This window comes from Pseudonocardia xishanensis (assembly GCF_039541715.1).
Classification (GTDB): domain Bacteria; phylum Actinomycetota; class Actinomycetes; order Mycobacteriales; family Pseudonocardiaceae; genus Pseudonocardia; species Pseudonocardia xishanensis.
Window position 1 is genome coordinate 119,213 of record NZ_BAABGT010000024.1, and the last position, 26,549, is coordinate 145,761.

The 26,549-nt window shown below is 74.6% G+C and carries 24 protein-coding genes and 1 pseudogene; 11 read left to right on the forward strand and 14 right to left on the reverse strand.

Features of this window, described 5'->3' with window-relative positions:
- The first annotated feature begins 104 nt into the window (after positions 1-104).
- The gene (locus ABD993_RS07955) at positions 105-242 is read left to right on the forward strand and encodes a hypothetical protein (protein WP_345414258.1); all 138 of its coding nucleotides are present in this window, start codon (positions 105-107) and stop codon (positions 240-242) included.
- Between the two features lie 5 nt (positions 243-247).
- Here the strand turns inward: ABD993_RS07955 and ABD993_RS07960 are convergent, their stop codons facing one another.
- On the reverse strand, positions 248-829 hold the full coding sequence (locus ABD993_RS07960) for a peroxidase-related enzyme (protein ID WP_345414260.1): 582 nt from the start codon (positions 827-829) through the stop codon (positions 248-250).
- A gap of 67 nt (positions 830-896) precedes the next feature.
- On the opposite strand from ABD993_RS07960, the gene ABD993_RS07965 reads away from it, so the two are divergent.
- Entirely contained in the window at positions 897-1,220 is a 324-nt protein-coding gene (locus tag ABD993_RS07965; RefSeq protein ID WP_345414262.1) for a DUF3024 domain-containing protein, read from the forward strand.
- On the opposite strand, the gene ABD993_RS07970 is transcribed toward ABD993_RS07965, so the two are convergent.
- The 6 genes from ABD993_RS07970 to ABD993_RS07995 all read right to left on the reverse strand — a co-directional run bounded on the left by ABD993_RS07970 (position 1,221) and on the right by ABD993_RS07995 (position 9,733).
- On the reverse strand, positions 1,221-3,092 hold the full coding sequence (locus ABD993_RS07970; protein WP_345414264.1) for a hypothetical protein: 1,872 nt from the start codon (positions 3,090-3,092) through the stop codon (positions 1,221-1,223).
- Between the two features lie 228 nt (positions 3,093-3,320).
- Positions 3,321-4,982 (reverse strand): monocarboxylate uptake permease MctP, encoded by a 1,662-nt coding sequence (gene mctP / locus ABD993_RS07975; protein ID WP_345414265.1) that lies wholly within the window; start codon positions 4,980-4,982, stop codon positions 3,321-3,323.
- Positions 4,979-5,239: a DUF3311 domain-containing protein gene (locus tag ABD993_RS07980; protein WP_345414267.1), complete on the reverse strand. Its 261-nt coding sequence runs from the start codon at positions 5,237-5,239 to the stop codon at positions 4,979-4,981. The genes mctP and ABD993_RS07980 overlap by 4 nt, the downstream gene beginning before the upstream one ends.
- Positions 5,240-5,342: 103 nt before the next feature.
- Complete coding sequence (locus ABD993_RS07985; RefSeq protein ID WP_345414269.1) at positions 5,343-7,169, reverse strand: phosphoenolpyruvate carboxykinase (GTP); 1,827 nt, start codon at positions 7,167-7,169, stop codon at positions 5,343-5,345.
- Positions 7,170-7,546: 377 nt separating this feature from the next.
- Complete coding sequence (locus tag ABD993_RS07990; protein ID WP_345414270.1) at positions 7,547-7,867, reverse strand: hypothetical protein; 321 nt, start codon at positions 7,865-7,867, stop codon at positions 7,547-7,549.
- A gap of 303 nt (positions 7,868-8,170) precedes the next feature.
- Entirely contained in the window at positions 8,171-9,733 is a 1,563-nt protein-coding gene (locus ABD993_RS07995; protein ID WP_345414271.1) for an MFS transporter, read from the reverse strand.
- 161 nt (positions 9,734-9,894) lie between these two features.
- Between ABD993_RS07995 and ABD993_RS08000 the strand changes: the two genes are divergently transcribed.
- Together ABD993_RS08000 and ABD993_RS08005 are read left to right on the forward strand one after the other, a co-directional pair.
- A complete protein-coding gene (locus ABD993_RS08000) occupies positions 9,895-10,428 on the forward strand; it encodes a TetR/AcrR family transcriptional regulator (RefSeq protein ID WP_345414272.1) in 534 nt (177 codons plus the stop codon).
- Positions 10,429-10,485: 57 nt separating this feature from the next.
- The gene (locus ABD993_RS08005; RefSeq protein WP_345414274.1) at positions 10,486-11,298 is read left to right on the forward strand and encodes an alpha/beta fold hydrolase; all 813 of its coding nucleotides are present in this window, start codon (positions 10,486-10,488) and stop codon (positions 11,296-11,298) included.
- On the opposite strand, the gene ABD993_RS08010 is transcribed toward ABD993_RS08005, so the two are convergent.
- The 4 genes from ABD993_RS08010 to ABD993_RS08025 form a co-directional block, all read right to left on the reverse strand.
- Entirely contained in the window at positions 11,295-12,650 is a 1,356-nt protein-coding gene (locus ABD993_RS08010) for a metallopeptidase TldD-related protein (RefSeq protein ID WP_345414276.1), read from the reverse strand. The genes ABD993_RS08005 and ABD993_RS08010 overlap by 4 nt on opposite strands.
- Positions 12,647-14,158 (reverse strand): TldD/PmbA family protein, encoded by a 1,512-nt coding sequence (locus tag ABD993_RS08015; RefSeq protein WP_345414278.1) that lies wholly within the window; start codon positions 14,156-14,158, stop codon positions 12,647-12,649. The genes ABD993_RS08010 and ABD993_RS08015 overlap by 4 nt, the downstream gene beginning before the upstream one ends.
- Before the next feature lie 72 nt (positions 14,159-14,230).
- A complete protein-coding gene (locus ABD993_RS08020) occupies positions 14,231-14,554 on the reverse strand; it encodes a hypothetical protein (RefSeq protein WP_345414280.1) in 324 nt (107 codons plus the stop codon).
- A 40-nt stretch (positions 14,555-14,594) separates the two neighbouring features.
- Entirely contained in the window at positions 14,595-15,380 is a 786-nt protein-coding gene (locus ABD993_RS08025) for a hypothetical protein (RefSeq protein ID WP_345414282.1), read from the reverse strand.
- 217 nt (positions 15,381-15,597) lie between these two features.
- Between ABD993_RS08025 and ABD993_RS08030 the strand changes: the two genes are divergently transcribed.
- A complete protein-coding gene (locus ABD993_RS08030) occupies positions 15,598-17,205 on the forward strand; it encodes a PH domain-containing protein (protein ID WP_345414284.1) in 1,608 nt (535 codons plus the stop codon).
- Here the strand turns inward: ABD993_RS08030 and ABD993_RS08035 are convergent.
- Positions 17,119-18,909 (reverse strand): annotated as a pseudogene (locus ABD993_RS08035) (DUF2339 domain-containing protein); the annotation flags it as partial. The gene ABD993_RS08030 and the pseudogene ABD993_RS08035 sit on opposite strands and share 87 nt — an antisense overlap.
- A 127-nt stretch (positions 18,910-19,036) precedes the next feature.
- Between ABD993_RS08035 and ABD993_RS08040 the strand changes: the two are divergent.
- Genes ABD993_RS08040 through trmB form a run of 3 tightly spaced genes read left to right on the forward strand, consistent with a single transcriptional unit; the run spans position 19,037 to position 21,790 of the window.
- Positions 19,037-20,047 (forward strand): glycosyltransferase family 2 protein, encoded by a 1,011-nt coding sequence (locus tag ABD993_RS08040; RefSeq protein ID WP_345414286.1) that lies wholly within the window; start codon positions 19,037-19,039, stop codon positions 20,045-20,047.
- A gap of 35 nt (positions 20,048-20,082) precedes the next feature.
- On the forward strand, positions 20,083-21,141 hold the full coding sequence (locus ABD993_RS08045; RefSeq protein WP_345414288.1) for a glycosyltransferase family 2 protein: 1,059 nt from the start codon (positions 20,083-20,085) through the stop codon (positions 21,139-21,141).
- A complete protein-coding gene (trmB, locus tag ABD993_RS08050) occupies positions 21,131-21,790 on the forward strand; it encodes a tRNA (guanosine(46)-N7)-methyltransferase TrmB (RefSeq protein ID WP_345414290.1) in 660 nt (219 codons plus the stop codon). Before ABD993_RS08045 ends, trmB begins: the two co-directional genes overlap by 11 nt.
- On the opposite strand, the gene paaI is transcribed toward trmB, so the two are convergent.
- The gene (gene paaI / locus ABD993_RS08055) at positions 21,778-22,200 is read right to left on the reverse strand and encodes a hydroxyphenylacetyl-CoA thioesterase PaaI (RefSeq protein WP_345414430.1); all 423 of its coding nucleotides are present in this window, start codon (positions 22,198-22,200) and stop codon (positions 21,778-21,780) included. The genes trmB and paaI overlap by 13 nt on opposite strands.
- Positions 22,201-22,270: 70 nt before the next feature.
- Here paaI and ABD993_RS08060 point away from each other — a divergent pair, with 70 nt between their 5' ends.
- From ABD993_RS08060 to ABD993_RS08070, 3 genes are all read left to right on the forward strand, one after another.
- Positions 22,271-22,888 (forward strand): NYN domain-containing protein, encoded by a 618-nt coding sequence (locus ABD993_RS08060; protein WP_345414292.1) that lies wholly within the window; start codon positions 22,271-22,273, stop codon positions 22,886-22,888.
- The gene (locus ABD993_RS08065) at positions 22,885-24,192 is read left to right on the forward strand and encodes an amidohydrolase family protein (protein WP_345414294.1); all 1,308 of its coding nucleotides are present in this window, start codon (positions 22,885-22,887) and stop codon (positions 24,190-24,192) included. Before ABD993_RS08060 ends, ABD993_RS08065 begins: the two co-directional genes overlap by 4 nt.
- A 214-nt stretch (positions 24,193-24,406) precedes the next feature.
- Positions 24,407-25,651 carry a D-arabinono-1,4-lactone oxidase gene (locus ABD993_RS08070; RefSeq protein ID WP_345414296.1) on the forward strand — a complete coding sequence of 415 codons (1,245 nt, stop codon included), beginning with the start codon at positions 24,407-24,409 and terminating at the stop codon, positions 25,649-25,651.
- Between the two features lie 202 nt (positions 25,652-25,853).
- On the opposite strand, the gene ABD993_RS08075 is transcribed toward ABD993_RS08070, so the two are convergent.
- Complete coding sequence (locus ABD993_RS08075; RefSeq protein ID WP_345414298.1) at positions 25,854-26,387, reverse strand: hypothetical protein; 534 nt, start codon at positions 26,385-26,387, stop codon at positions 25,854-25,856.
- Positions 26,388-26,549 lie beyond the last annotated feature (162 nt).

The following is a 26,549-nucleotide window of genomic DNA, read 5'->3' on the forward strand; positions in this document are numbered from 1 at the left end:
GAGTCCGCGGCGTGATCCCCCTGGTCCTGGCCGGGGCGGTGCTCGCCGGGTGCGCGGGCGCCGCGCCCCCGCCGCTCGGTGTGGTGTAGCCCGACCCGCCCGCGGTGGCCGCGGATCCCGCCGTCGCCGGAGCTCGCCCCGCCGGAGCTCGCGCGCCCGAGATCGTCCCCGTGACGGGCGCGGTCGGCGCCGCCCGCCTGCTGCTCGACGGCAGCGACGACGACGGCATCGGCTGCGAGTAGCCCGGTCAGCCGCGGGGCAGCCGGCCCATGAGGAAGAACTCCGCGTTGGGCTTCAGCGCGGTCAGATGCGCCATGCGGTTGGAGAGGGCGAAGAGGGCGGTGATGGCGCCGACGTCCCAGATCTCGTCCTCGGTGAGGCCCGCGGCGCGGGCGTCGTCCAGCTCGTTGTCGGTCAGCGCGGAGGACTCCGTGGCGATCAGCAGGGCGAGGTCGACGATCGCGCGCTCGCGGGGGCTCAGCTCCACGCCGTAGGGGTTGGTGGCGACCCGGTCGGCGATCTCCGCGTCCTTCGTGCGGACCCGCAGGATCGCCCCGTGCGCCACGACGCAGTACGTGCAGTGGTTCGCCCCGGACGTCGCGACCACGACGAGCTCGCGCTCGGCCTTGCTCAGGCCGTCGTCGGAGTCCATCAGCGCGTCGTGGTAGTCGAGGAACGCCCGCAGCTCGCGCGGGCGGCGGGCCAGCGCGAGGAACACGTTCGGGACGAAACCGGACCGCTCGGCGATCGCGCCGATGCGCTGCTGCAGGTCCGCGGGCATGTCCGCGACCTCGACGTGCCCGAAGCGGCTGATCCTGTCCTGTGCCATGCCCGGGACGTTACAGCTCGGCCGCAGCCCTTCCACCCGGCGAACGGGCGCGCCATCATCCCCGGGTATGGCCGTGCCTGCGGAGATTCGTACCCGGGTGACCGACTGGTGCGCGCAGTGTCTGCCCGCCGAGGAGCGGGAGCGGCGCCGGATCGCGTTCACCGCGGTGGGCGACACCCTGACCATCCTCGACCGGCGCCCGCCCGCCTTCCCGGAGCTGGGCGCGGTGTGGTCCTCGGTGCCGCTCGCACGGCTGCGCGCCGAGCAGGACCGGTGGGTGCTGTTCGTGCCCTCGGTCGGCGGCGAGCGCTGGGAGCGCCGGGAACCCGCCGCGGCGGACCCCCTCGAGCTGCTCGCGAGGATCGAGCCCGCGGTCCGCGGCGCGGGATGATCAGGCGCTGTTCTCCGACGGGCGCCGGGCCGTGGGAAGCGTGACGAGCCGACCCGCCGGGCCTCGCGCCGACCGGAGCCGCGGGGCCGCGGCACGCTGCAGGGCGCCGAGCAGGGTCCCGTCGCCCGGGTGGGACTCCCACTCCGCGACCGCCAGCAGCCGCGGGGCCGCGGCGGCGACGAGGAGACGTTCGGCGGCGAGCTCCGCGGCGTCGAGGACGATCACCGCGTCCAGCTGGTCGGGGCCGGGCAGGCGGGTGAGCAGGGCCTCCAGCGGGACCGTCCAGACGAACCCGCGGGCGCCCTCGTCCCACGACCGGGCGAGACCCGCGTCCGCGGACCGCAGGGCGGCCAGCAGCGCATCGCAGCGCGCCTGGTCCACGGCCTGACGACGGGCGGGCACCAGCGCGGCCAGCGCCTCCGCGTAGGCCGCCGGGTCCCGGTCCCGCAGCGCGTCGACCGCGGCGCGCAGCTCGGCGGGCAGCGCCTCCGCCGGACCGGAGCCCTCGAGGGCGGTGGCGTAGGAGTCCAGCCGGGCGGCGGCCTCCGGGGCGGAGCCGTGTTCGGCGACGTCCCCGATCCCCTCGGCGATCTGCTCGGCGGCCTCCAGGTCCGGCACCTGCACGGGCGAGCTGGGGTGCAGGAACAGCACGTCGTGGCGGAGCCTGCCGACCGTGCGGACGGCGTGGTCGACCCGCTCCAGCCCGTCGACCAGTGCGCGCAGGTCCCCGACCGCGTGCGGGGTCGGGACGAGCAGGGCGCGGCAGCCCTCGTCCACAGCGGTGAGCGCCGCGGCCAGCTCCAGGTGCAGCACGACCGCGCGGACGGCCTGCGGGTCGCCCGGCACCGCGCCGCCCACCCGGACGAGGTCCAGGACGGGCGCCACGTCCCGACGGAACCGGCGCGGGACCCGGCCGCCGCCGTCGAGGTGCGCGCGGTACTCGGTGAGCAGGGCGACGGCCCCCGGCGGCAGCTCGCCGCCGAGGGTGACCCGGGGCAGGTCCCGGGAGGCGTCGGCGAGGGAGAGGCTGTGGCCTGCGGCGACCCGCAGCGCGTCGAAATCCTGCCTGCGCAGGCCGTGCACCAGGTCCGCGACCAGCGGCCAGGCCCACGAGTCGGCGCGGGGGCCGAGGTGGTCCAGCGCGGTGCGGGTCTCCCTGGCCACCGCGGCGACGGCGGCGAACCGCTCCTCGTCCAGGGTGTTCAGCACGTCCCGCAGCACGTCCGGACCGCGCGAGACGCGGTGGCCGCCGCTGCCCGCGTGGGCGCAGAGGGCCGCCACGTCGGCGGGGGAGGGCAACAGGGGCGCCGGCGGCAGGGTCTGGCCCGACCGGGCGGTGCGTTCGGGGGTGGCGGTGGCCAGCAGCAGCCGCAGCTCGCGCTGTTCGGCGCCGCTGAGCCCCGGGAGCCCCCCGACGGTCGCGGGCACGGCGTCCAGCCGCGCGGCGTCCGCCGCCGTGACCGCGACCCGGAGACCGGCCCCGGCCAGCGCGGACGCGGCGGCCGCGACCTCCTCCGGGCCGTACCCGTCCAGGATCAGGAAGGACTCGCTGCGGGCGGCGGCCACGACGTCCGCGGGCGCAGCGTCCTCCTCCCCGCGGGGCGCCGGGGTCTCGGGCTGCTCGGCCACGGCCTCCGCGAGCGCCCGCAGCCCGACGGGTGCGGCGCCGGCGTCGATCCACGTGCGGACCTGCTCGGCCGCGGCGGCGGTGGCCGGGTCGGTATGCGGGGCCGGCTCGGGATCGGGCGCGCGCTCGGCCAGCCGCTCGACGAACTCGCCGAGGTCGGTGACCTCGCCGCCGGCATCGTCCTCCGGCTCGGAGCGTTCGTGGGCCGCGGCCCCGACGTCCACCTGCACCGCACTCACCTCCATCCGGCCACCGCTCCCGATCGACGGTCACCGGATGTATCGGTCGCGCGGGCCCGATGTTCCACCCCGAACGAGTGGCACTGCAACCGATGGCGCGCGAATCACCACACTCTGCGCTCGAACGGCGGCACGAACGCGTGAACGGGCGTCTGTGTGGGTGTCGGGCGGACCGCCCTCGGTCCCGACCTTCCCGCAGGTCGGGACCGGGGTGGTCACGCTGAGCAGTCGCCCTCAGCTCACGGGCGTCTCGGCCATGGGCTTGATCCGCGTCGAGTCCTCGTCGGCGTGGTAGTCGGCGCCGTCGGTGGCGTCCGTGCCGGGCGCGACCTCGGCCGCGTGCAGCGCGACGGACACGAGCACGGCCACGATCAGGTTGAGCACCAGCGCCACGAACCCGACGTAGATCTGCACGGTGGAGCCCGCGAACGGGTGCCAGCCGAAGACCGTCAGCTTGTCCAGGGTCAGCGCGGACCCGCCGAAGTGGGCCTTGCCCGCGGCGGGGTTCGGGATCAGGTAGAGCAGGTACATCCCGTACCCCATGCCGACGACCCAGCCCGCCACCAGCGCCCAGCGGTGCAGCCAGCGGGTGTAGAGCGCGATCGCCACGGCGGGCAGCGTCTGCAGGATGATCACGCCGCCGATGAGCTGCAGGTCGATGGAGAACTGCGGGTCCACGAACAGCACGAACGCGACCGCGCCGAACTTCACCACGAGCGAGGCGAGCTTGGCCTGCCGCGCCTCCTGACCGGGCGTCGCCGACTTGTGCAGGTACTCCTTGTAGATGTTGCGCGTCCACAGGTTCGCGGCGGCGATGGACATGATCGCCGCGGGCACCAGGGCCCCGATGCCGATGGCGGCGTAGGCGATGCCTGCGAACCAGTCCGGGAACTGGCCGTCGAACAGCACCGGGACGATCGTGTTGGTGTCCGGCCTGCCGGTGGCGTTGTTGGTGATGGGCTTGCTGCCCGCCGCGATCGCGACGAAGCCCAGCAACGCCAGCAGGCCCAGCAGCAGCGAGTACGCGGGAAGCGCCACCATGTTCTTCTTCAGCACGTCCCGGCCGCGGGAGGCGAGCACCCCGGTGAGCGAGTGCGGGTAGAGGAACAGCGCGAGCGCCGACCCGAGGGCCAGGGTGATGTACTGCAGCTGGTTGTTGCCGGTCAGCAGGATCGAGCCCTGCGGGTTGCCGGTGGTCGGGTTGGGCTGGGCCAGCTTCTGCTCCGCGGCCCCGAAGATCGCGGACCAGCCGCCGAGCCTCGTCGGCAGGTAGATCACCGCGACCAGGATGACCAGGTAGATCAGGATGTCCTTGACGAAGGCGATCAACGCCGGCGCGCGCAGCCCGGACTGGTAGGTGTAGACCGCCAGGATCACGAACGCGACGAGCAGGGGCAGGTGCCCGGCGATGCCGGTCCCGTTGAGCCCCATGGTGCGCAGCACGGCCTCGAGCCCGACGAGCTGCAGCGCGATGTACGGCATCGTCGCGACGATCCCGGTGATGGCCACGATGAAGGCCAGCAGCGAGCTGCCGTAGCGACCGCGCACGAAGTCCGCAGGCGTGACGTACCCGTGCACCCGGGAGACCGACCACAACCGCAGCACCGGCAGGAAGACGATCGGGTACAGCACCACCGTGTAGGGCAGGGCGTAGAAGCCGAGCGCGCCCGCGCCGAACATCAGCGCCGGGACCGCGACGAAGGTGTAGGCGGTGTAGAGGTCACCACCGACGAGGAACCAGGTGATCCAGGCGCCGAACTTGCGCCCGCCCAGGCCCCACTCGTCGAGGTGGTCCAGGCCCGCGCCGCTGCTCTGCCAGCGGGACGCGACGAACCCCAGGACGGTGACCACCAGGAACAGCACGCCGAAGACGATGAGCTCGGTCCACTGGATCATCGCCGGGCCCCCTCGTCCAGGTCGTCGACCTGCGGGTCGGCGTCCGGCGCGGGCACGCCGTCGTCCCTCGTCTTGAGGTAGACGACGAGCACGCAGACCACGCCGACCGGCACCCACAGGAACTGGGACCAGTAGAAGAACGGCATTCCCCACACCACCGGTTCCTTGGAGTTGAACCAGGGCGTGACGAGCATGAGCAGCGGAACCAGCAAGAGCAGGTTCCACGGGCTCCAACGTAAGCCCGATCGGTCGGCCATGACCCCTCCCCCGAGTAGGTGGCTGCGGGAAGGGTAGGCGTTCACAGCCGAAACGCACGACGACCCGCCCCGGAAAGACCGGGACGGGTCGTCGTGGCGGTTCTCAGAGACCCAGGCGCTGCTTCAGGGCCTCGAGCTCGTCCCGCATCGACGTGGGGAGCTTGTCGCCGACCTTGGCGAACCACTCCTCGATCAGCGGGATCTCCTGCTTCCACTCCTCGACGTCCACGGCCAGGGCCGCGGCGACGTCCTCGGCCGTGGCGTCCACGCCCTCGAGGTCCATCTGGTCCGGGGTGGGGACGTAGCCGATCGGGGTCTCGACCGCGGCGGCCTTGCCCTCGATCCGCTCGATGATCCACTTCAGCACGCGGCTGTTCTCACCGAACCCGGGCCACAGGAAGCGGCCGTCCGCGCCACGGCGGAACCAGTTGACGTAGTAGATCGCGGGCAGCTGGTGGGCGTTGGCGCCCTTGCCGACGTTCACCCAGTGCTGGAAGTAGTCGCCGACGTTGTAGCCCAGGAAGGGCAGCATCGCCATCGGGTCGCGGCGGACCTGGCCGAGGCCACCGGCCGCGGCGGCGGTCTTCTCGCTCGACATGGTCGCGCCGAGGAAGGTGCCGTGCTGCCAGTCGCGGGCCTCGGAGACCAGCGGGACGGTGGTCTTGCGCCGCCCGCCGAACAGGATCGCCGAGATCGGCACGCCCTGCGGGTCCTGCCACTCGGGCGCGACGACCGGGCACTGCGAGATCGGCACGGTGTAGCGCGAGTTCGGGTGCGCGGCCGGGGTGCCCGACTCGGGCGTCCAGTCGTTGCCCTTCCAGTCGGTGAGGTGCTGGGGGTCTCCCTCCAGGTCCTCCCACCAGACGTCCCCGTCGTCCGTCAGCGCGACGTTGGTGAACAGGGCGTTGCCCGCCTCCATCGTGCGCATGGCGTTGGGGTTGGTCTTCCAGTTGGTGCCCGGCGCGACGCCGAAGAACCCGAACTCCGGGTTGACGGCGTAGAGCCGCCCGTCCGCCCCGAAGCGCATCCAGGCGATGTCGTCCCCGACGGTCTCGGCGCGCCAGCCCGGGATCGTGGGCTGGAGCATCGCGAGGTTGGTCTTGCCACAGGCGCTCGGGAAGGCTGCGGCGACGTAGTACGCCTTGTCCTCCGGGCTGATCAGCTTGAGGATCAGCATGTGCTCGGCGAGCCAGCCCTCGTCGTGCGCGATGGCGGAGGCGATCCGCAGCGCGTAGCACTTCTTGCCCAGCAGCGCGTTGCCGCCGTATCCGGAGCCGAAGCTCCAGATCTCCCGGGTCTCCGGGTAGTGGACGATGTACTTCGTCTCGTTGCAGGGCCAGGGGACGTCCGCCTGGCCCTCCGCCAGGGGCGCACCGACCGAGTGCACCGCGGGGACGAACTTGTCACCGGCCGGGCCGTCCAGCAGCGGCAGGACCGAGGCACCCATGCGGGTCATGATCTTCATCGAGACCACGACGTACTCGGAGTCGGTGATCTCGACGCCGAGCATCGGCTCGTCGGCGTCCAGCGGGCCCATGCAGAAGGGCACCACGTACATCGTGCGGCCGCGCATCGAGCCTGCGAACAGGGGCTTCAGCGTCTCGCGCATCTCGGCCGGGTCGGCCCAGTTGTTCGTCGGTCCGGCACCGTCCTCGGTGGCGGAGCAGATGAAGGTGCGCTCCTCGACCCGCGCGACGTCGTCCGGGTCCGAGGCGGCGTAGAAGCTGTTCGGCTTCTTCTCCTCGTTCAGCTTCGTGAAGGTGCCCGCCTCGACCAGCTTGCTGGTCAGTCGGTCCCACTCGGCGTCCGAGCCGTCCGCCCACACGACCGCGTCCGGCTGGGTCAGCTCGGCGATCTCACGCACCCATGACAGCAGGCGCGCGTTGGTCGTGGGCGCATCGTCGATCCCTGGAACGGTCGCTGCGGTCATCCGTGTCTCCTGCCCGGCCGGCCCCCGTCAACCGGCCCGCGGAAATGCTGGCTCAACCTCGCCTGGTCGGGACGAGGCTGTAACGGGGAAAGATGACTACGGAGGTTACCGGTCGAATCCGAACACTGACATGGGCGCGAACTGTCGATCGGCTCACAACACCGATCATGGAATCGATACAGATTGTGCGGACAAACCCACTCACCACCGTCTTCGCAGCTCAGTATCGGTCCGGCCCGGCGACGGGGCAGTCGGTCGCGGAGGTGCGGGTGGGTCCTCGGTGCGACGTGACCATGACGGCGGTGTGAAATCGGACATCGCACTTATGAATTCGAAATACGCAACCATGCCCGCCGGAACAGCAATTGCCGCCCTCTTCAGGCCGACCGTAACACTCCCGATCGGACGTTCGAACGCGCGGGAGCGTGCGCGATCGCGGGCAGCAGGATCGGCAGCCGGTGCGCCTGCACCTGCCAGAAACGGGTCTCCGGCTCGACCGCACGCCAGGCGTCGGCGAGCCGGGCCGCGGCGTCCGGGTCGGTGATCCGGCGCGGCCGCGGGCGCATCCCGCAACGGAGCCGGATCTCGGCGTCGAGGGCCTGCCAGGCGGCATCGGCGGAGCTGTGGACCTGCACGTCGGCAGGGCCGTCCTCGTCACCGATCACCAGTGTGTACGCGCTCACGGCGTCCAGGGACACGGTCCGACCTCCTCGCACTCTTCGCCCGCGACGCCGGTGGCGCGGCCTGCTCGTTGAACTTCGTCCGACCGAGGTTCAACGGACATGGTGCTGGCCCCGGTGCGCCCGGCCCGGCGCGACGCGCCGGGCGGACCCCCTCACACGACGGCCGGATGCGCCGAACGGAGGTTTCGACACCCGACGAGCGGGGTAGTCGGATCGGTTCCGTGCTGCCCCTTCGCGCGAGCACCGCCGGGCACCCTCATGAGGACTTGGTGACCGAGCCCACGGGCGAGCAGGGTGATCACGACTCCCTGACGCAGGTCACCTGCGGGTGCGGAGGCCTCGGACCACGGTCAGCGCCACCAGGAGCAGGGCCGCGGTGCCGACGCCCGCGGTGACGTCCACGCCCAGCGCGAAGGCTTCGCGGGCGGAGCCGAGCAGCGCCTCACCCACCGGGCCGGGCAGCCCGGCGGCGACGTCGGCCGCGCCGCCGAGGGTCTGCGTCGCGGTCTCCCGCGCGTCGGCTCCGAGTGCCACACCCGGCGCGGCGTCGGCGGGTACCACCACGGCAGCCCGGTAGACCGCGCTCAGCACGCTGCCCAGCACGGCCGTGCCCAGCACCGCGCCGAGCTCGTACGCCGTCTCGGAGACCGCGGACGCCGCCCCGGCCCGGTCGGCGGGCGCCGCGGCGAGGATCGCGTCGTTGGTGATCGTCTCCGACAGGCCGATGCCCGCGCCGATCAGCACCGCGGCGACGAGCAACACCGCCTCGGCCGACCCGACGCCGAGCTGCGTGCACAGCAGGTACCCGGCAGCGGTGATGCCGAGTCCGGCGGGTACCAGCGCCCGCAGCGGGAAGCGGCGCGCCAGGGCGGCGGCGCCCAGGCCGGACACGATCGTCGCGACCATCCCCGGCACCAGCACGAGCCCGGCCTGCAGCGGCGAGCGCCCGAGCACGAGCTGCAGGTACTGCGCGGAGAAGAACAGCAGACCGGTGAAGGCGAACATCGTGGTGGCGTTGGCGAGCACCGACACCCGCACGACCGGCGTCGCGAACAGCGAGAGGTCGATCAGCGGCTGCCTGCCCGCCGCGGCCAGGGTCCGACACCGGCGCACGAACAGCGCGCCCGCCGCCGCCGCGACCGTCGCCGAGACGATCGAGCAGACGGCGAACCCGTGCTCGCCCACCAGCTTGATCGCCAGTACGCCGGGCACGGCGGCGAGCAGCGACAGCAGCACGCCGAGGAGGTCGAGCCTGCCGGGCGCCGGCATCCGCGACTCCGGCAGCACCAGCGGGACGGCCACCAGCACGATGGCGACGACCGGCACGTTCACCAGGAACACCGAGCCCCACCGGAAATGCTGCAGCAGCAGGCCGCCGACGATCGGGCCGAGCGCGGCCCCCGCGGCGAACGCGGTGGCCCACACCGCCAGGGCGAGCCTGCGCTGGGTGCGGTCGACGAAGACCGTGCGCAGGATCGCCAGCACCGACGGCATCAGCATGGCCCCGAAGAGGCCCAGGGCGGCGCGGGCGGCGACGAGCTGGACGCCGTCGGTCGCGAAGGCCGCCGCCGCGGACACCGCGCCGAACCCGACCAGCCCGACGGCCAGCAGCCTGCGGCGCCCGATCCGGTCGCCGAGGGTGCCCATGGTGACCAGCAGGCCTGCCAGCACGAGGGCGTAGGCGTCGACGATCCACAGCAGGGTGGTCGCCTCGGGTCGCAGGGTGCGGCTGATCGCGGGGAGCGCGAAGCCGAGCACGGTGTTGTCCATGGCGACCAGCAGCGTCGGGAGGAACAGCACGGCGAGCGCGAGCCAGGCGCGGACGCCCGCGCGCTCCGGGGCCGGAGCGACGGTGCGGGTCGTGGGGAGGGTGGCGGTCATGGGAATTCGTCCTTGCGCGCGCCGCATCGGCGCGATCGAGCGTGAATGGGTCAACCGTCCGGACGGTCAAGTAAACCGTCCAGACGGTACAGTAATCCAGGCGTGCCGACGACGCCGGCTTTTCCCGGGGTGAGCCCGCGCACGGCGGATAGGGTGCGGCCGTGTCGACCGCCCGCGATCGCGTCCTGGACGCCTACGAGACGCTGCTGATCGACGAGGGTCCGGCGAGCGCCACGCTCGAGGCGGTCGCCGCCGCCGCAGAGGTCTCGAAGGGCGGACTGCTCTACCACTTCGGCAGCAAGGACGCGCTGGCCGAGGGCCTGCTGGGCAGGTTGCGCGAGCGCAGCGCCACGGACGTCGCACTCATGCGCGAGGACCCCGGCGGCGCGGTGGCCTACTACCTCAAGACGTCCGTGCCCGGCGCCGAGTCGCCCGCGGGCCTGACCCGCACGTACCTCGCCACCCTGCGGATCGCCGACGGCAGCACCACCGGCGAGGCGGCCCGCCGCGCCCTCGCCGGGGTGGACGCCGACGGCCTCGCCGCCCTGCGCACGCAGATCGACGACCCGGTGCTGGCCTGGCTCGTGCAGCTGGTCGGCGACGGGCTCTACCTGCGCACCCTCACCGGCGCCCCGCTGACCGGCGACGCCCGGGTGGACGACCTGCTCGACCGGCTCAACGACCTGCTGGGTTAACGGCACCCGAACGCCTCACGAACCCCCAGCCCGGGGGGTTCACGAGGAATGGTGCTGGTGAGACGGGGTGTCGTCGAGGTCGACATGGACCGCGAGGGCGCAGGCCCGCCGGTCCTGCTGCTCGGCGGGGCCGCACGGGGATGGTTGTGGTCCGGGCTGACCGCCCGGTTGGCCGACCGCTACCGGGTGCTGACCCTGGACGTGCACGGCCAGGGGGACACCCCGGCGTGGCCCGCCGGGCTGCGGCAGACGCTCAGCCACCAGGTCCGGCTGGTGCACGCCCTGACCGCGGGCCACGAGGAGCGGATCGGGGTCGTGGGGCACTCGCTCGGCGGGGCCATAGCGCTGCGCGCGGCCGTGGAGCTCGACGAGCGCGTGGCCGCCCTCGTGGTCCTGGAGCCGACCCCGTTCGCCCTGCTCGAGCAGGCCGGGCGCACCGCGGCCTGGGAGGTCGTCGTGGCCGAGCGGGAGCGGCTGCGCGCCAGCCTCGCCGCGGGGGACGACGAGGAGGCGGCGCGGGGCGCGGCGGACTTCTGGTTGGGCCCGGGGACCTGGGCCGGGATGGGACCCGAGGACCGCGCGCGCGTCCGGTTCGGCCTGGAGAGCAGGATCGCGGAGTGGGAGGCCATGACCGATCCGGGCCTGACCCTGGCGGAGGTGGCCACCGCGCCCGCCCCCACCCTGCTGGCGGTCGACCCGGACACCCTGCCACCGGTGCGCGAGGTCGCGGACCTGCTGAGCGCGGCCCGCCCCGACTGGCGCCGCGTCGAGCTCCCGGGCGCCGGGCACCTGGCCCCGTACACCCGGCCCGACCTGGTCGGCCCGCTCGTCGAGGACTTCCTCGACGAGCACCTCGGCCGCCGCCGTTAGCGGCCCAGCGACACCGAGCTCATGCGGAAGTCCGGCACCCGCATCGGCGGGAAGCGACACCGGGTGAACCAGTCCTTCCACTCCCGCGGCAGTGCGGGCGCCGTGGCACCGACCTCGGTGGCCCGGCGCAGCATGTCCAGCGGGGAGTAGTTGAACCGGAAGTTGTGGTCGACCTCCGCGGTGACCTCGCCGTTCTCCACGAGGTACACGCCGTCTCGGGTCAGCCCGGTGAGCAGCAGCGTGGCCGGGTCCACCTCGCGGATGTACCAGAGGCAGGTCAACAGCAGACCGCGCTCGGTGCCCGCCACCATCTCCTCGACCGACGCCGCGGACCCGCCGGTGAGCAGCATGTTGTCCCCACCGGGGGTGAACGTCGTGCCGAACTCCGCGGCCTCCGCGCGGGTGTACTGCAGCTCGTGCACCACGCCCTCGCGGATCCAGTCCACCCGACGGGTGGGGGCGCCGTTGTCGAACACCGAGGTGCCGCCGCCCGCGATCACCACCGGCTCGTACTCCAGCCCCGGTTCCGCCGGGTCCGAGTAGAGCGTGAGCGGCAGGTCGGTGAGCCGCTCGCCCACCGCCGCCTTCCCGGTGAAGGCGCTGTGCCCCTCCTGCGCGGCCCGCCCCTCCATGGACCAGCCCAGGTAGACGAGCATGTCCGACACCGCCGACGGCGGCAGGAGGGTCTCGTACCGGCCGGGCTCGAGCGTGACCTTCCGACCACCCCAGGCCAGCCGCTGCTCGGCCTCCGCCGCCAGCGCGCGGATGTCGACGTCCGCGTAGTCCACGGTGGCCTTGCCCGTCCACGCCGAGGAGTCGGCGGACTTCGCGTTCAGCTCCACCGAGCCGGTCGGCTGCACCCAGCGCCGCCGCACGCCCGTGGACGTGCCCAGCCAGCTGGTGGTCAGCGAGTGGTCGGCGAACCCGAAGTGCCGCACCGGGCCCGCGAGCACCTCCGCCAAGCCCTCGGCGAGGTCCGCGTAGACCGCGATCGAGGTGCGCGCGCCGGGCTCCGCCCACGCCGGGTCGGTGTCGACGGGCTCGGGCAGCGGGGCGGAGTCCTTGGCGGGCCCGGCCTCGCGGGCACTGCGCTCGGCCGCCGCGACGAGGTCGGCGAGCCGGGCGGGATCCGCGACGAGCTCGCCGAGCCGCACCGTGCCCGCCGCGAGACCCTCCGGCAGGTCGACGAACGCCACCACGGTGACGGCCGAGGACAGGCTGAGCCCGTTGGTGGTCATCGTGGAGTTGGCCCAGCGCACCACCGCCTCGCTGGTCTCGGTGACGATCACCACGCACCCGGCGAGGTGGCCCGCCGCGGCGAGCGTGCGCTCCACGATCTCCTGGGGCGTCATTCGCCTTCCTCCTGCGTGTTGAGCACCGAGATCCCGTGGAAGAGGGCGCTGGGGCAGCCGTGGCTGACCGGGGCGATCTGGCCGGGTTGGGCCTTGCCGCAGTTCATCGCGCCGCCCAGGCGCCAGGTGGACGGACCGCCGATGCCGGCGAGCGACCCCCAGAAGTCCGTGGTCGTGGCCTGGTACGCGACGTCTCGCAGCTGGCCCGCCAGCCGCCCGCCCTCGATCCGGAAGAACCGCTGCCCCGTGAACTGGAAGTTGTAGCGCTGCATGTCGATGGACCAGGACCGGTCGCCGACGACGTAGATCCCCCGGTCGACCTGGGAGATCAGCTCCGCGGTCGTGGTGTCCCGCACCGGGTCCGGCGCCAGCGAGACGTTCGCCATGCGCTGGATCGGCACGTGGTGCGGGGAGTCGGCGAAGGCGCAGCCGTTCGACCGGTCCAGGCCCAGTCGGGGCGCGAACGTGCGGTCCAGCTGGTAGCCGACGAGGGTGCCGCCGCGGACGAGGTCCCACTCCCGGGTGGCCACACCGTCGTCGTCGAAGCCGATGGTGGCCAACCCGTGCGGGACGGTCCGGTCCCCGGTGACGTGCATGAGCTCCGAGCCGTACCGCAGTGTGCCGAGCAGGTCCGGCGTGGCGAACGAGCCGCCGGCGTAGGCCGCCTCGTAGCCGATCGCGCGGTCGTACTCCGTGGCGTGCCCGACGGACTCGTGGATGGTGAGCCACAGGTTCGTGGGATCGATCACCAGGTCGTAGACGCCGGCCTCCACCGAGGGCGCCTTCGTCTTCTCCGCCAACAGCTCCGGGAGCTCGGCGAGCTCGGCCTCCCAGTCCCAGGCGGTCCCGGTGAGGTACTCCCAGCCGCGGCCCGCGGGCGGGGCCAGCGTGCTCATGGTCTCGAAGGTGCCCGCGCCGGGATCGACGGTGGTGACGGTGAGCCCCGGCTCGATCCGGACCCGCTGCTGCAGCGTGGTCGTGCCCGCGGTGTCCGCGTAGAACTTGCACTCCCGCACCTGCGTGACGCCCGCCTGCACGTGGTCGATCCTGTCGCTCGCCAGCAGCCGCCGGGACCGCTCGGTGAGCAGCTCCACCTTGTCCCGGGTGGGCACGGTGAACGGGTCGAGCTCGTAGGCCGAGACCCACTCCGCACCCGCGTGCACGGGCTCGGCGGCGCGCTCCACCCGCTCCCGCGCGACGGGCGCGAGCGTGCGCGCAACCTCCACGGCCCGGGCCGCGGTGGCCTCGGCCTGCCGCGGGGTGGGCTCGACGTGCGAGGCGAAGCCCCACACCCCGTCCACCAGCACGCGGACCGCGAGGCCGGTGCTCACCCCGTCCGACACGCCGGTGACCTCACCGTCCCGCAGCGAGATGCGCTGGGACACCAGCCGCTCGACCCGCAGGTCGGCGTGCTCGGCGCCCAGCGCGCGGGCGCGGGTGAGCGCCGCCTCGGCCAGCGCGGCGAGCGGCAGGGCCCGGAACTCGGGATCGACCTGGGGAGCGGACACGGACGACACCGTAGCGACGCCGACCGACCCGCCGGCCCCCGAAGGGCCGGAGACCGCCGGGTCGTCCACAGGTCAGTCGTCGCCGAACCACGTCCAGGGAGCCCACCAGTGCACCTCGCGCGGGGCGAGGGTCGCGGGCCCCAGGCGCAGGGTGCGGTCGGCGAGGCCGTCCCCGTCCAGGTCGGTGTGCAGCACCAGGTCCGGCCCCTCGACGACGGCGACGGTGTCCGGCACCCCGTCGGCGTCCGTGTCCAGGTCCTCCGGCCCGATCCCGCGCCGCACCACCGGCTCCGAGTCCACCGGGCCCACCGGTCCGGGCGCCACGGGCTCGACCCACACCGGCTCGGACCCTCCCGGCGCGGACGTCACCAGCGCGGACGTCACCGGCGCGGACACAGCCGGTCCGGGGCCCGTGGCCCGGAGGGGTGACGGGTGGTCAGGGCGCATCGAGGCCTCCCAGGGCACGCAGTTCCGTGGTGATCGCCGCCCGCCGCGCCGCGGCGGCGTCCGCGAGGAGCCGCGCCGACCGCTGTTCCAGGGTGATCAGCGCGGTGTCCAGCTCCGCCCGCACCGCCGCGGCCGTGGCGTCGAGCACGGCGTCCACCCAACGCGCCCACCGCTCCCGCTCCACCGCCGCCCGTCGGTGCCGGGCCAGCACCGCCACGGCGACCAGGGCCATCCCGACGGCCAACGGCAGCAGCATCCGACCGCCGGCGACGGTGAGCCCCAGGGCGGGCGCCCCCGCGGCGAGCACCAGCGCCACCCGCACCGCCCCACCTCCGCCGGACCGTACGACGGCCTCCACCCACCCCACCGGCCGCGGCGGGCGGGGCAGCGCGCCGACGACACGGTGATCACGGTGTGCCGCATCGGAGACCAGCTCCGCGGGCAGTGGTTCGGGCCCACACACCCCACCCGCCACCCGACACACCGCTGCGGCGGCCTCGGCGAGGGCGGACCCGATGAGCCGCACCCGCATCCGCTCGAGGGCGGGCGCCAGCGCGGCGGGCAGCGCGGCCCTACCGATCCACGGCCCGCACCGGTCCCGCTGCCGCCGCAGCGCCGCGGCGACCTCGCCCCGGGAGCCCACCGCGACCAGCGCGAGCTCGGCGCGCAGGGCGGCCCGCCAGCCGTCGAGCGCGCGGAGCTCGGAGCCGAGCTCGGATCGCCTGGCGGACAAGGCCTCCGCGTACCGCGCGGCCGGGTCGACGAGAGCGGTCACCGGGGCAGCATCGCGGCGGACGCCGACGTGCGGGCCCGATCCACCGAGACCGTTCACGATCGTGAACGCGACGGTCACGCCGCGCCGACCCCGCACGCCTCCGGGTGATCCCCGGACCACCCGAGCGTCGGGATCGTGCGACCCGAGACTCGCCCCGCGGCGGCCGGTGCGTCAGAGTGGTGGGTCGGACCGGGGCAGGCGTGAGGGGGTGGCGGCGGTGGAGCTCGAGGCGGCCGTCGATCCCGCGGCCTGGACGCCGCTGGACCCCCGGACGGTGCCCGTGTCGGCGGTACTGGCCACGGTGACCGTCGCGGTCGCGGGCGCCGCGGCCGTCGTGACGGTCGCGGCGCGGGAGCCCGCGGCCGCGGGCACCGCCGCGCTGGGGACCCTCGCCGCGGCGATCGCCCTGGTCACGGTCACGGTGCTGGTCTCGTGGGCGCGCTGGCGCTGCTGTGCGTACCGGGTCACCGCGGACCGCGTGGAGCTGCGGACCGGCGTGCTGGTGCAGCGCAGGCGGAGCATGCCGCTGGAGCGCGCCCGTGCCGTCGACGTGACCGCGGGCCCGGTACTGCGGGCGTTCGGGCTGGTGGCGCTGCGGATCGGCACCGGGCAGCAGCGCGGCCGCGGCGAGGCCACTCTCGCCCTGCGTCCGGTTGACCGGATGGACGCCGAGCGGCTGCGCACGCTGCTGCTCGACCGGATGCGGTCCGCGGGTGGGCCGCCCGCCGGCCCGGCGGACGGCCGGATCGCCGAGCTGGACCCCCGGTGGCTGCGCTACGGCCCGCTGTCGCTCGCCACCCCCGTCCTCGGGCTCGGCCTGACCGCCGTGCTCGTCGGGCTGCTGGACCCGCCGGTGTGGGTCGCCGCGGTGGCGGTCCTGCCGGTGGGCGCGCTGGTCGCGGTGCTGCTCTACGTCGAGACCTGGAGTGGTTTCCGGCTCGACCGCGAGCCCGGGGACGTGCTGCGGGTCCGCCGCGGCGGGCTCGTCACCCGGTCGATCTCGCTGGAGGAGCGCAGGCTGGTCGGGATCGAGCTGGTCGAACCGCTGGGGGTGCGGCTGTCCGGGGCCGCCCGGGTGGACGCCGTCGCGACGGGCCTGCTGGTCGGCGGCACCGAGAGCACCGAGCACCGCACCCTGTTGCCGACGGCCCCGCGCAGGCTCGCCGAGCGCGTCGCGGCCGTGGTGCTGGGCCAGTCCCCGGCGCCCACCGCCGCCCCGCTGACCGGCCATCCGCGGGCCGCGCGCGACCGCAGGCTGCGACGGGGGGCGCTCGCCGCCGTCGGGCCCGCGGCGGTCCTGGTCGTGGTCGGCGTGCTCACCGGGATCGACGCGCTGCTGCTCGCCGGGATCGGAGTGCTCGTCCTCGGGGTGCCGGTCGGGGTGCTCTGGGCCCTGGACACCTACCGGGGGCTGGGCCACGGGCAGGCGGGGGAGTACCTCGTCGTCCGGGCGGGCTCGCTGCGGCGCAGCACCGTCGCCCTGCACCGGGACGGGGTGATCGGCTGGACCGTGCGCCAGTCGGTGCTGCAGCGGCGCCGCGGGCTCGCCACGGTCGTCGCGACCACGGCCGCGGGCCGGGGCGCCTTCCAGGCCCGGGACGTCGACGCGGGCACCGGACTGCGCTGGGCCGCGACCGCCACTCCGGGCCTAGTGGGCCCGTTCGCGGCGCGCGACGAGCCGGGCGTACCGGCTGCCCGCCGCGAGCAGCACCAGCCCGGCGCCCAGGAACGCCCCGACCCGGGCGAGCCCGTCCAGCGCCACCAGGTCGAAGAGCACGAGCTTGCCGACGGCGGCCGCCACCAGCACCAGGCCCGCCACCCGTAGCGCGGGGCGGGCCAGCCCGCGGGCGAGCAGCACCAGCGCCGCGACCGTCCAGGAGACGGTGACCAGGGCATGGCCCGCGAGGAACCCGGTCCGGGTGTCCGAGACGAGCAGGGCCGCGGCCACGACGGTGCCGGTCGCGCCGTAGAGCGCGACCAGGGCGAGCGGCGCCCAGATCAGCGCGGTGCCCGCGTCGGCGCGGACCAGGCCGACCCGCCCCGCACCGACCAGCGCGGCGACGGCGGCGGCCAGCAGCAGTACGCCCGCCGCGAGCCCGGCGGGCAGGTCGGCGAAGCGACCGGCCCGGACCAGCGCCTCGACGGGCAGCTCGTCGGCCAGCACGGCGATCAGCCCGACCAGCCCGATCGCGCCCCCGACGGCGAGCAGCGGCCGGTTCCGCAGGCCCGCGGCGGCGGTGAGCAGGACGACCCCCTCGCCGAGCAGCACCAGGTGCTGGGCCGTGCCGTCCAGCGCGGTGACGGTCGCGACCAGCAGGCTCAGCCCCGCCAGCGCGACCGCGGTGGCCCGGACCCCGCCCGCGAGCCGACGCCACCCGGCGAACCCGGCCGTGACCACGGCCGCGGCCAGGGCGGGCCATACGAGGTCCTCGCCCCCGGCCACGGCGAGCGCGGGCAGCGGGGCACCGGCCAGGATCGCGGCGACCGGGGCCACCCGGACCCGGCCGAACGACGCCCCCAGCGCGGCCGCCGAGCCGACGACCAGCGCCGCGAGGCCGACGGCGAGGAGCTCCGGCCACGCCTCGGCCGAGTTCGCGGCCGCCCCCGCACCGAACAACGCCGCCCACACCGCGGCGACCACCCCCGGCGCGGCCCAGCCCCGGCGGAGCAGGACGGGCACCACCGCGAGCTGCAGGGCGAGGACGAGGGCCGCGGCGAACGCCGTCGGGCCGTCGGCGACGACGGGGGTGAGCAGACCCGCGCCGACCACCGCCCCGACGGCCAGCGGCTGCGACCCCCACCGGTCCGCGACGGCGAGCGCGGCGCAGGCGACGACCAGGGCGAGAACGCCGCCGAGCAGGTCCGGCAGCAGGGCGTAGAGGGCGGTGCCCGCCGCGACGGACAGGAACAGCGCGGCGAACCCGGTGGCCGCCAACGCCTGCGCGCCCACCTGCTGGTCGCGGCGGCGCAGCCACGCCCCCAGCCCGACGAGCACGATCCCGAGCGCCGCGCCCGCGGCGACCCGCGCCTCGGGTCCGAACCAGCCGCGCGAGGCGGCGAGCACGAGCAGCAGCACGACGCCGAGCAGCGTCACCGCACCGCCGATCGTCGCCAGCAGGGCCGCGCTCGACACCGTGCGGAGCCGGTCCACCCAGGTGGGCCTGCGCGGGCCGATCGGGAAGGCGTGGGGGAGGCCGCCGGGTGGCGCGGGCCATGCCGCCGGCGTCGGGGGCGCGTCCGACACGCGCGGTGGGACCGGCGGTCGTGTGGGGTCGACGGACGGTCCGACCGGCACCCCGACGGCTCCTGCCGAGCGCTCGGCGGCGGCGTCCGCAGCTCCGGGACGCAGCTCTCCGACCAGCGCGTTCAAGGTCATCGAGAGGGTGCCGACCCGGTCGCCGAGCCAGCGCAGCTCGGCGGCCACGGCGGCCACCCGTTCGTCGACGGCGGGCGGACGACCGGTCGGAGAGGACATACCGGTGAGACTGCCGTCCGGAGGCCCGTGCAGGATGCGTACGACTACGAGCATCGAATCACGAAACGGTCACGCTCCCCGCAGGCCGCGACCCCGATCGGGTGAGTTCGCTCCTCACTCGTCGCCCCCGTCGCGGCCGATCGTTGATCCGGTGCAGCGGACCTGTCTGTGTGGAGGTTGTGTGAGCGCCGTAACGCCCGCCCGTTCGGGCCCGCCCCACGGGGCCGGACCGACCACGCAGCCGTACCGTGGCCCGCGGCCCGGCGGCCCCGGGCAGCAGCCGTACCCGCCACAGGGCCCGCCGCCCGCGCCGTACGGCCCCCCGCCCGCCGGCTACCGGCCGGGCCCGCCCGCCGCGATGCCGCCGGTCCCGGGCCTCGGGACGCGGCCCACGCCGCCCCCGCCGCCGGACCTGGAGCGCAGGCCCCGGCCGCGGCACGCGCCGCGCCGCTCGGGCAACCCCGCGGTCACCGTGGTGGTGCCGACCCGCAACGAGGCACGCAACCTCGAGGTCGTGCTGCCGCTGATCGCGGCCGTGCGCCCCGCGGTGCACGAGATCATCGTCGTGGACGGCAACTCCACGGACGGCACGATCGAGACGGCCCGCCGGACGCTGCCCTGGGTCCGCTGCATCACCCAGACCCGCAAGGGCAAGGGCAACGCCATGGCCTGCGGGTTCGCCGCGGCCACCGGCGACGTCATCGTCATGTTCGACGCGGACGGCTCGGCCGACCCCGGAGAGATCCCGGCCTTCGTCTCGGCGCTGGTCGCGGGCGCCGACTTCGCCAAGGGCAGCCGGTTCGCCAAGGGCGGCGGCAGCGAGGACATCACGCTGCTGCGCAAGACCGGCAACGCCGGGCTGAACACGGTCGCCAACGCGCTGTTCGGCACGACCTACACCGACCTCTGCTACGGCTACAACGCCTTCTGGGCGGACCTGGTCCCGATGCTGGAGCTGCCGGACCCGAGCATCCCGCAGCCCGAGGACGGCACCATGGTCTGGGGCGACGGGTTCGAGATCGAGACCGTGCTCAACTGCCGGATCGCCGCGGCGGGCCTCAAGATCACCGAGGTGCCGTCGGTCGAGAAGGAGCGCATGTTCGGCGAGACGAACCTGAGGACCTTCGCGGACGGCACGAGGGTGTTGCGTACGCTGCTGTCGGAGCACCGGCGCGCCGACAAGCGGAAGTAGCCCGCCTCGGCGCATCCAGGAGGGACCCCCGCCCCGTGAACCTGTTCGAGCCGACCGTCGAGCCCCCGGTCACCGCGACGGTGGTGGTGTGCGTCTACACGGACAAGCGCTGGGCGGACATCGTCGCCGCCGTGGAGTCCGTGCGGACGCAGGACGTCCTGCCGGTCGAGACGATCGTCGTCGTCGACCACAACGAGGCGCTGTACGAGCGCTGCCGGGCCGAGCTCGCGGGCGTCACCGTCCTGCCGAACGCGCACAAGCAGGGCCTGTCCGGTGCACGGAACACCGCGATCGAGGTCGCCACCGGCGAGGTCGTCGTCTTCCTGGACGACGACGCGACCGCCCGCCCCGGCTGGCTGCGCGCCCTGCTCACCCCGTACGCCGATCCCGACGTCATCGGCGTCGGCGGCATCGCGCACCCGCGCTGGCCGGTCTCGCGCACCGCGATCCACGACTCCGGCCGCCCGTCCACGCTGCCCGGCGGGACCACCCGGGACGCCACCGGCGAGCTGGACTGGATCGTCGGCTGCACCTACACCGGCCAGCCCACCGAGCAGGCCGAGATCCGCAACCTCATGGGCTGCAACATGTCCCTGCGCGCCGAGGTGTTCAAGCGGGTCGGCGGGTTCGCCGAGGACATCGGCCGGATCGGCAGGAACCCGCTGGGCTGCGAGGAGACCGAGCTCTGCATCCGCGCCCGCCAGGCGTACAAGGCGGACGGGCGTGAGGTGCGGATCCTCTTCGAGCCCGCCGCCGCCGTCGACCACCGGGTGTCGGACGACCGCGTCGACTGGTCCTACCTGCGCCGCCGCAGCTGGGCGGAGGGGCTGTCGAAGGCCGCCGTGTCCAAGCTGGTCGGACAGGGGGACGCGCTGTCCACCGAGTCCAAGTACGTCGCGACGGTGCTGCCGAAGGCGCTGCTGCGCGAGGTCAAGGCGAAGCGACCGGCCTCCGCGGCCGCCGTCGTCACGGCGCTGGGGTTCACCGCGGCCGGGTACGTCCGCGGCAAGCTCCCCGGCGCGACCGCCCACGTGCAGCTCCCCGCCGAGTCGACGGCCGGCTCCGCGAGCTCCGTCTCCCACGATGGGGCCTGACACCCGCATCCGGTCGTTCGTCCCGCAGCGGGTCCGGCTCACCGAGGGCCAGCAGAACGCCTGGGACGCACTCTGGCCACGGTTCGGCGCGGACGTCGAGTCGGTCGACCGGCTCGAGATCCCGGGTCCGACGGTCCTGGAGATCGGCTCCGGCAACGGCGAGGCCACCGCGCTCATGGCCGCCGCGGCGCCGGAGGTCCACCACGTCGCCGTCGAGGTCTACGAGCCCGGCCTGGCGCACCTGCTGATCCGGCTGCGCGCGGCGGAGCTGGAGAACCTGCGGCTGCTGCGCGGGGATGCCGTGGACCTGCTCGAGCGAGCCGTGCCGGAGCGGTCGCTGGAGGGCATCCGGATCTTCTTCCCGGACCCCTGGCCGAAGCGTCGGCACCACAAGAGACGGCTGGTGCAGCCCGCCTTCGTCGCGCTCGCGGCCTCCCGGCTGCGGCCCGGCGGATGGCTGCACCTGGCCACCGACTGGGCGCACTACGCGGACCAGATGCTCGCGGTGTGCGAGGCGAGCCCGGCGCTGACCCGGGACCCGGCGTCCGATCCCTGGTACCCCCGTCCGGACTCCCGCCCGCTGACCAAGTTCGAGGAACGGGCCGTGCGCGAGGGTCGGGAGATCCGGGACCTGCGCTACACCGCGTAGGGCGGCGGCAGGTTCGGGACGGCCCGGGAGCGGCCGCGGAACTCGGCCACGACCTCGGCGCCCGAGGAGGGGGAGCCCGCGGACCCGACCCTCGACGCGGTCACCGTGACGTCGTAGATCCCCGACCGTCCGGACAGCGCGGTCTCGCGGGCCTCGGCCACGAGCTCGTCGCCCAGCCGGGCCGCCCGCAGGAAGGCGATGTCCCCGCCCGCGGCCACGGTGGACACCCCGTGGCTGTTGCAGGCGAAGGAGAACGCCGCGTCGGCGAGGAAGAACAGGTAGCCGCCGTGGGCGATCCCGTGCCCGTTGACGTGGGCGGCGGTCACGGTCAACGCCGTCCGCGCGCGGCCAGGGCCGATGTCGACCAACCGGATCCCCGCGTCCCGGATCGCCCGGTCGTGTTCGGTCATGGCCGCACCGACGCGGTCCGCCGTCTCCTGGTCGTTCACCGCCCCAGTGTCCGGGATAGGGTTCGCGGTTGTGACGTCGCCCGGCCCGCTGCCACGCGTACTCCTCGTGTGGGACGCGCCCAACATGGACATGAGCCTCGGCTCCCTGCTGGGCGCCCGGCCCACCTCGGCGTTCCGGCCGCGGTTCGACGCCGTCGGTCGCTGGCTGCTGGACCTCGCCGGTCCGGACGCCGTCGCCGAGGCCTGTGTGTTCACCAACGTGGCCCCCTCCTCGGCGGACGTGATCCGGCCGTGGGTCGAGGCGCTGCGGAACGTCGGCTTCGCCGTCTTCGCCAAACCCAAGATCTCCGAAGACAGCGACATCGATGACGACATGCTCGCCCACATCCGGATGCGGGAGCAGGAGGGGCACCTGCGCCACGTCGTCGTCGCCTCCGGGGACGGGCGGGCGTTCCGCGAGCCGCTCGAGAAGCTGATCGACGACCACATCGACGTCACGGTGATCGGCTTCCGGGAGTACGCGAACTTCGCGCTGAACTCCGAGACGATCTCCTTCCTCGACCTCGAGGACATGGACGGGGTGTTCCGCGAGCCGCTGCCGCGGATGACGCTGGAGACGCTGCCGGACGAGGGCGCGTGGCTGCCGCCGTTTCGGTCGTTGCGGTCGCTGCTCGACTCCCGCAGGTGAGGTTCACCGCCCCCGTCGTCCTGACCTGCGGAGACGGGTTCCCGGTCGTGCGGGACGGGGTCGTGGACGTCCTCGGCTCGGGTCGCCTGGGCTACGTGGGGCCCCGCGCGGGGGCGCCCGCGTGGGACGGGCCGGTGCAGGCGCTGTCCGGCCTGCTCATGCCCGGTCTGGTCAACACGCACTGCCACACCCCGATGGCGCCGCTGCGCGGGATGGGCGGGGACCTGCCGCTGCTGTCCTGGCTGCAGGACGTCATGTGGCCCGCCGAGGGCAGGCTGGAGTCGGAGGACGTCCGGGTCGCCATGACCGCGGGTGCGGTCGAGCTGTTGCGCACCGGCTGCACCACCAGCGTGGAGATGTACTTCTTCACCGACGCCGTGCTGTCCGCCGTGGACGCCGTCGGGTCGCGGGTGGTGCTGACCCCGGGGATCATCGCCGCGCCCGGCTGGGACCGGCTCGGCTCCTGGGAGGAGATGCGAGACGACGTCTCCGCCCGCATCGACGCCGACGGCCTCGTCTTCGGTCCCCACGACCGCTTCGAGCTGGGCTACGGCCCGCACTCCGCGTACACCCTGTCCCCGGAGGCGCTGCGGTCGATCGCCGCCGCCGCCCGGGAGCGGGGGGCGTTGATGCACGTCCACGTCGCGGAGTCGCGGCAGGAGGATCTCGCGGTGCGCGCCGCGCACGGGTCGGTGCCCGCGCTGCTGGACTCGCTGGGCGCGCTGTCCGGGCGGGTGCTGGCCGCGCACTCCATCCAGCTCTCGGACGCCGACGTCGCGCTGTTCGCGCGGGCGGGCGTCGCGGTGGCGCACTGCCCCGGCTCGAACGCTAAGCTCGCGGCCGGGGTCGCGCGGGTCTCGGACCTGCGGCGCTCCGGCGTGCGGGTGGGTCTGGGCACCGACGGCCCCGCATCGGGGGACGATCTCGACCTCTGGCACCAGGCCCGGCTCGCCGCGCTCCTGGCCCGGGTCCGGGAGGACGACGCGGCGGCCCTCACGGCGGCGGACGTGATCCTGATGGCCACCAGGGACGGCGCCGCCGCGATCGACCGCGCCGACCTCGGCGTCCTGGAGACCGGCCGCTGGGCCGACCTCGTGCACGTCGACCTGGAGGACCAGGCCTTCGTCAACCCCGCGGACGACGCGACACTGCTGTCCAACCTGGTCTGGGCCGGCGGGTCACGCCTGGTCCAGGACGTGTGGGTGGCGGGCGAACGGGTGCTCGAGGACCGGGTGCCGGTCCTGGTGGACGCCGAACGCACGAGAGCCGACCTGCGCACCGTCGCGGCCCGCCTCACCCGCTGACCCTGCCCGGCCCGGCACGTTTCGTGCCGTCAGCGCGGCATGATCACCGTTCCGTTCACCCGCTGACCCTGCCCGGCCCGGCACGTTTCGTGCCGTCAGCGCGGCATGATCACCGTTTCCGTGCGCAGAGGGCTCTCCCGGCAGCGCTGGACGCACGAGACGTGCACGGGACCGCGGGCGGCGGCGGACGGACCGGGACCATAGGGTCGAGGGGATGTGGACGAACTGGTCGGGCGGGCAGCAGTGCCGGCCCCAGCGCACCGACCGCCCCCTCGACGAGGCCGGGGTGGCGTCGGCGGTCCGGCGCGCGGCGGAGCGCGGCCTCACCGTGCGACCGGTCGGCGCCGGGTACTCGGACAGCACCCTCGCGCTGACCGGTGACGTCCACCTCGACTGCTCCGCGCTCACCGGGATCGTCGGGCTGAAGGACGACGTGGTGCGCGTCCGGGCGGGCGCCCGGCTCGCCGAGGTGCACACCGCACTGGCCGCCCAGGGCCGCGCGCTGGCGACCGTCCCCCACGGACCCGCCGCGACGGTCGCCGGCGCGATCGCGACGGGTGTCCACGGCGGGTCGCGGCGCGGCGGGTCGCTCTCGGCGCAGGTCGTCGGGGCGCGGTTCGTGGACGGCCACGGGGTCCTGCGCGTCGCCGACGACGCCGAGCTGGACGCGCTGCGCTGCCATCTCGGGGTGCTCGGCGTCCTCACCGTCGTCGCGCTGCGGACCGTCCCCGCCGAGCGGATCGACGCGCACGAGGAGGTAGTCGACATCGCCGAGGCGGTCGCGCCCGGCGGGCCGCTCGACACCCGTCCCTGGGCCACCCTCGAGCTCCACCAGCCCAGCGGGGAGGCGCTGCTGCGGTGGGCGGGCCCCGCCGAGCACCGGGTGCCCGCGGTGGAGGCGACGGGCCCGCTGGAGGCGATCGGACGCGTCGTCACGCGGGTGGGGCACTCGGCGTCGGCCCAGTGGTCGGCGCAGCGGTCCCGGCCCACGCCGCGCTGGGAGGGCGTGCCGACGGGTGCGCCCTACGAGCTGCTCCCGGGTCCCGACCCGAGCCGAGCCGCGTACACGGAGTGGGCCGTCCCCCGGGAGGCGCTGCCCGCGGCGCTGCGCGAGCTCGGCTCGGCGGCGGCCGCCCGCGAGCTGGAGATCCGGCGGCCGGTCGAGGTGCGGGTGGGGCCCGCGGAGAGCGGGTGGCTGCATCCGGCGTACGGCCGGGAGACCGGGTGGATCGCCGTGCGCAGCCCGCGGGGGGACGGGCACGGGCCCTTGTTCCGGCTGGTCGGCTCGGTGCTCGAGGGGATGGGCGGGCGGCCGCACTGGGCCGGGCGGCACGACTGGACGGCCGCGGACATCACCGTCGCCTACCCGCGGTTCGCCGACTTCCGCGCGGTGCGGGACCGGCTCGATCCCGACCGCCTGTTCGCCGGGGCCCACATCGAGGAGCTCCTCGGCCCCTGAGCGGGGGTCCGGAGGGTCGCGGGTACGACGAAGGGCCGGTGGTTCCGCGGTCCGGTCACTCCCCCGGACCCCGGGCCACCGGCCCCTGGTCGACGCCTCTCGACTCCCCAGCCGATCGACGTCGTCCCGCGACCCGAAGCTGCCGCAGGTCGTTTCCTTACCCTTCCCCGGGACTCCCCAGCCCCGGGAAAACCATGACCCCCTAGAACGAGAGGTGGTGGTGCCCCGACCCCGAGCCGACGGCGCGGCGGTGGTGGCGGCCCTGGTGCGAGGACAGCTCGCCCAGCGCCTGCGGTCCGGTGTCGGTCAACGACGTGTAGGCCGGTGCGGCGGGGGCGTACGCGGGCACGTGCGCCGCGTACAGCGGAGCGTGCGACGGCCCTCCGGAGTACTCCGGCGTGGTCCGCGACGCGGCGGCCGGAGTCGCCTGCGGCGCGGCCTGAGCGCTCGCGGGTAGGGCGGGGGCCGGGGTGAGGGCCGGGGTGAGGGAGCTGTAGGCCTGGACCGGGATGGGCGCGGTCAGCGGGTCCCGACGGAACTCGTCGAGCGCCTCCGCCGACCGCCGGGGCGGACGCGGGTTCTCGCGACGGCCCTCGCGGGCACTCGGCTCGTGCTGCCTGCTACGCCACCCGCCGACCGTCAGCGCGTGGAAGATCGGCGTCTCCGCCGCGATCTCGGTGCGGCTCGCGTGCCGCCCGGGGAACGGCCCGGTGTCCTCGACGCCACGCACTCTCACCGTGCTGTTCCGTCGTCTACCCGCCGCCCCGTCGAGGGCTCGCTCCCTGTCGCTCACTCCCCGCACCTCCGTCTCTCGTCCGTCGTGTGCGGCGAGATGGTGCCATCGGACCTATCCGCACAGGGCCGTTCGGCCGCACACACCACCCACAACGGGGTCACC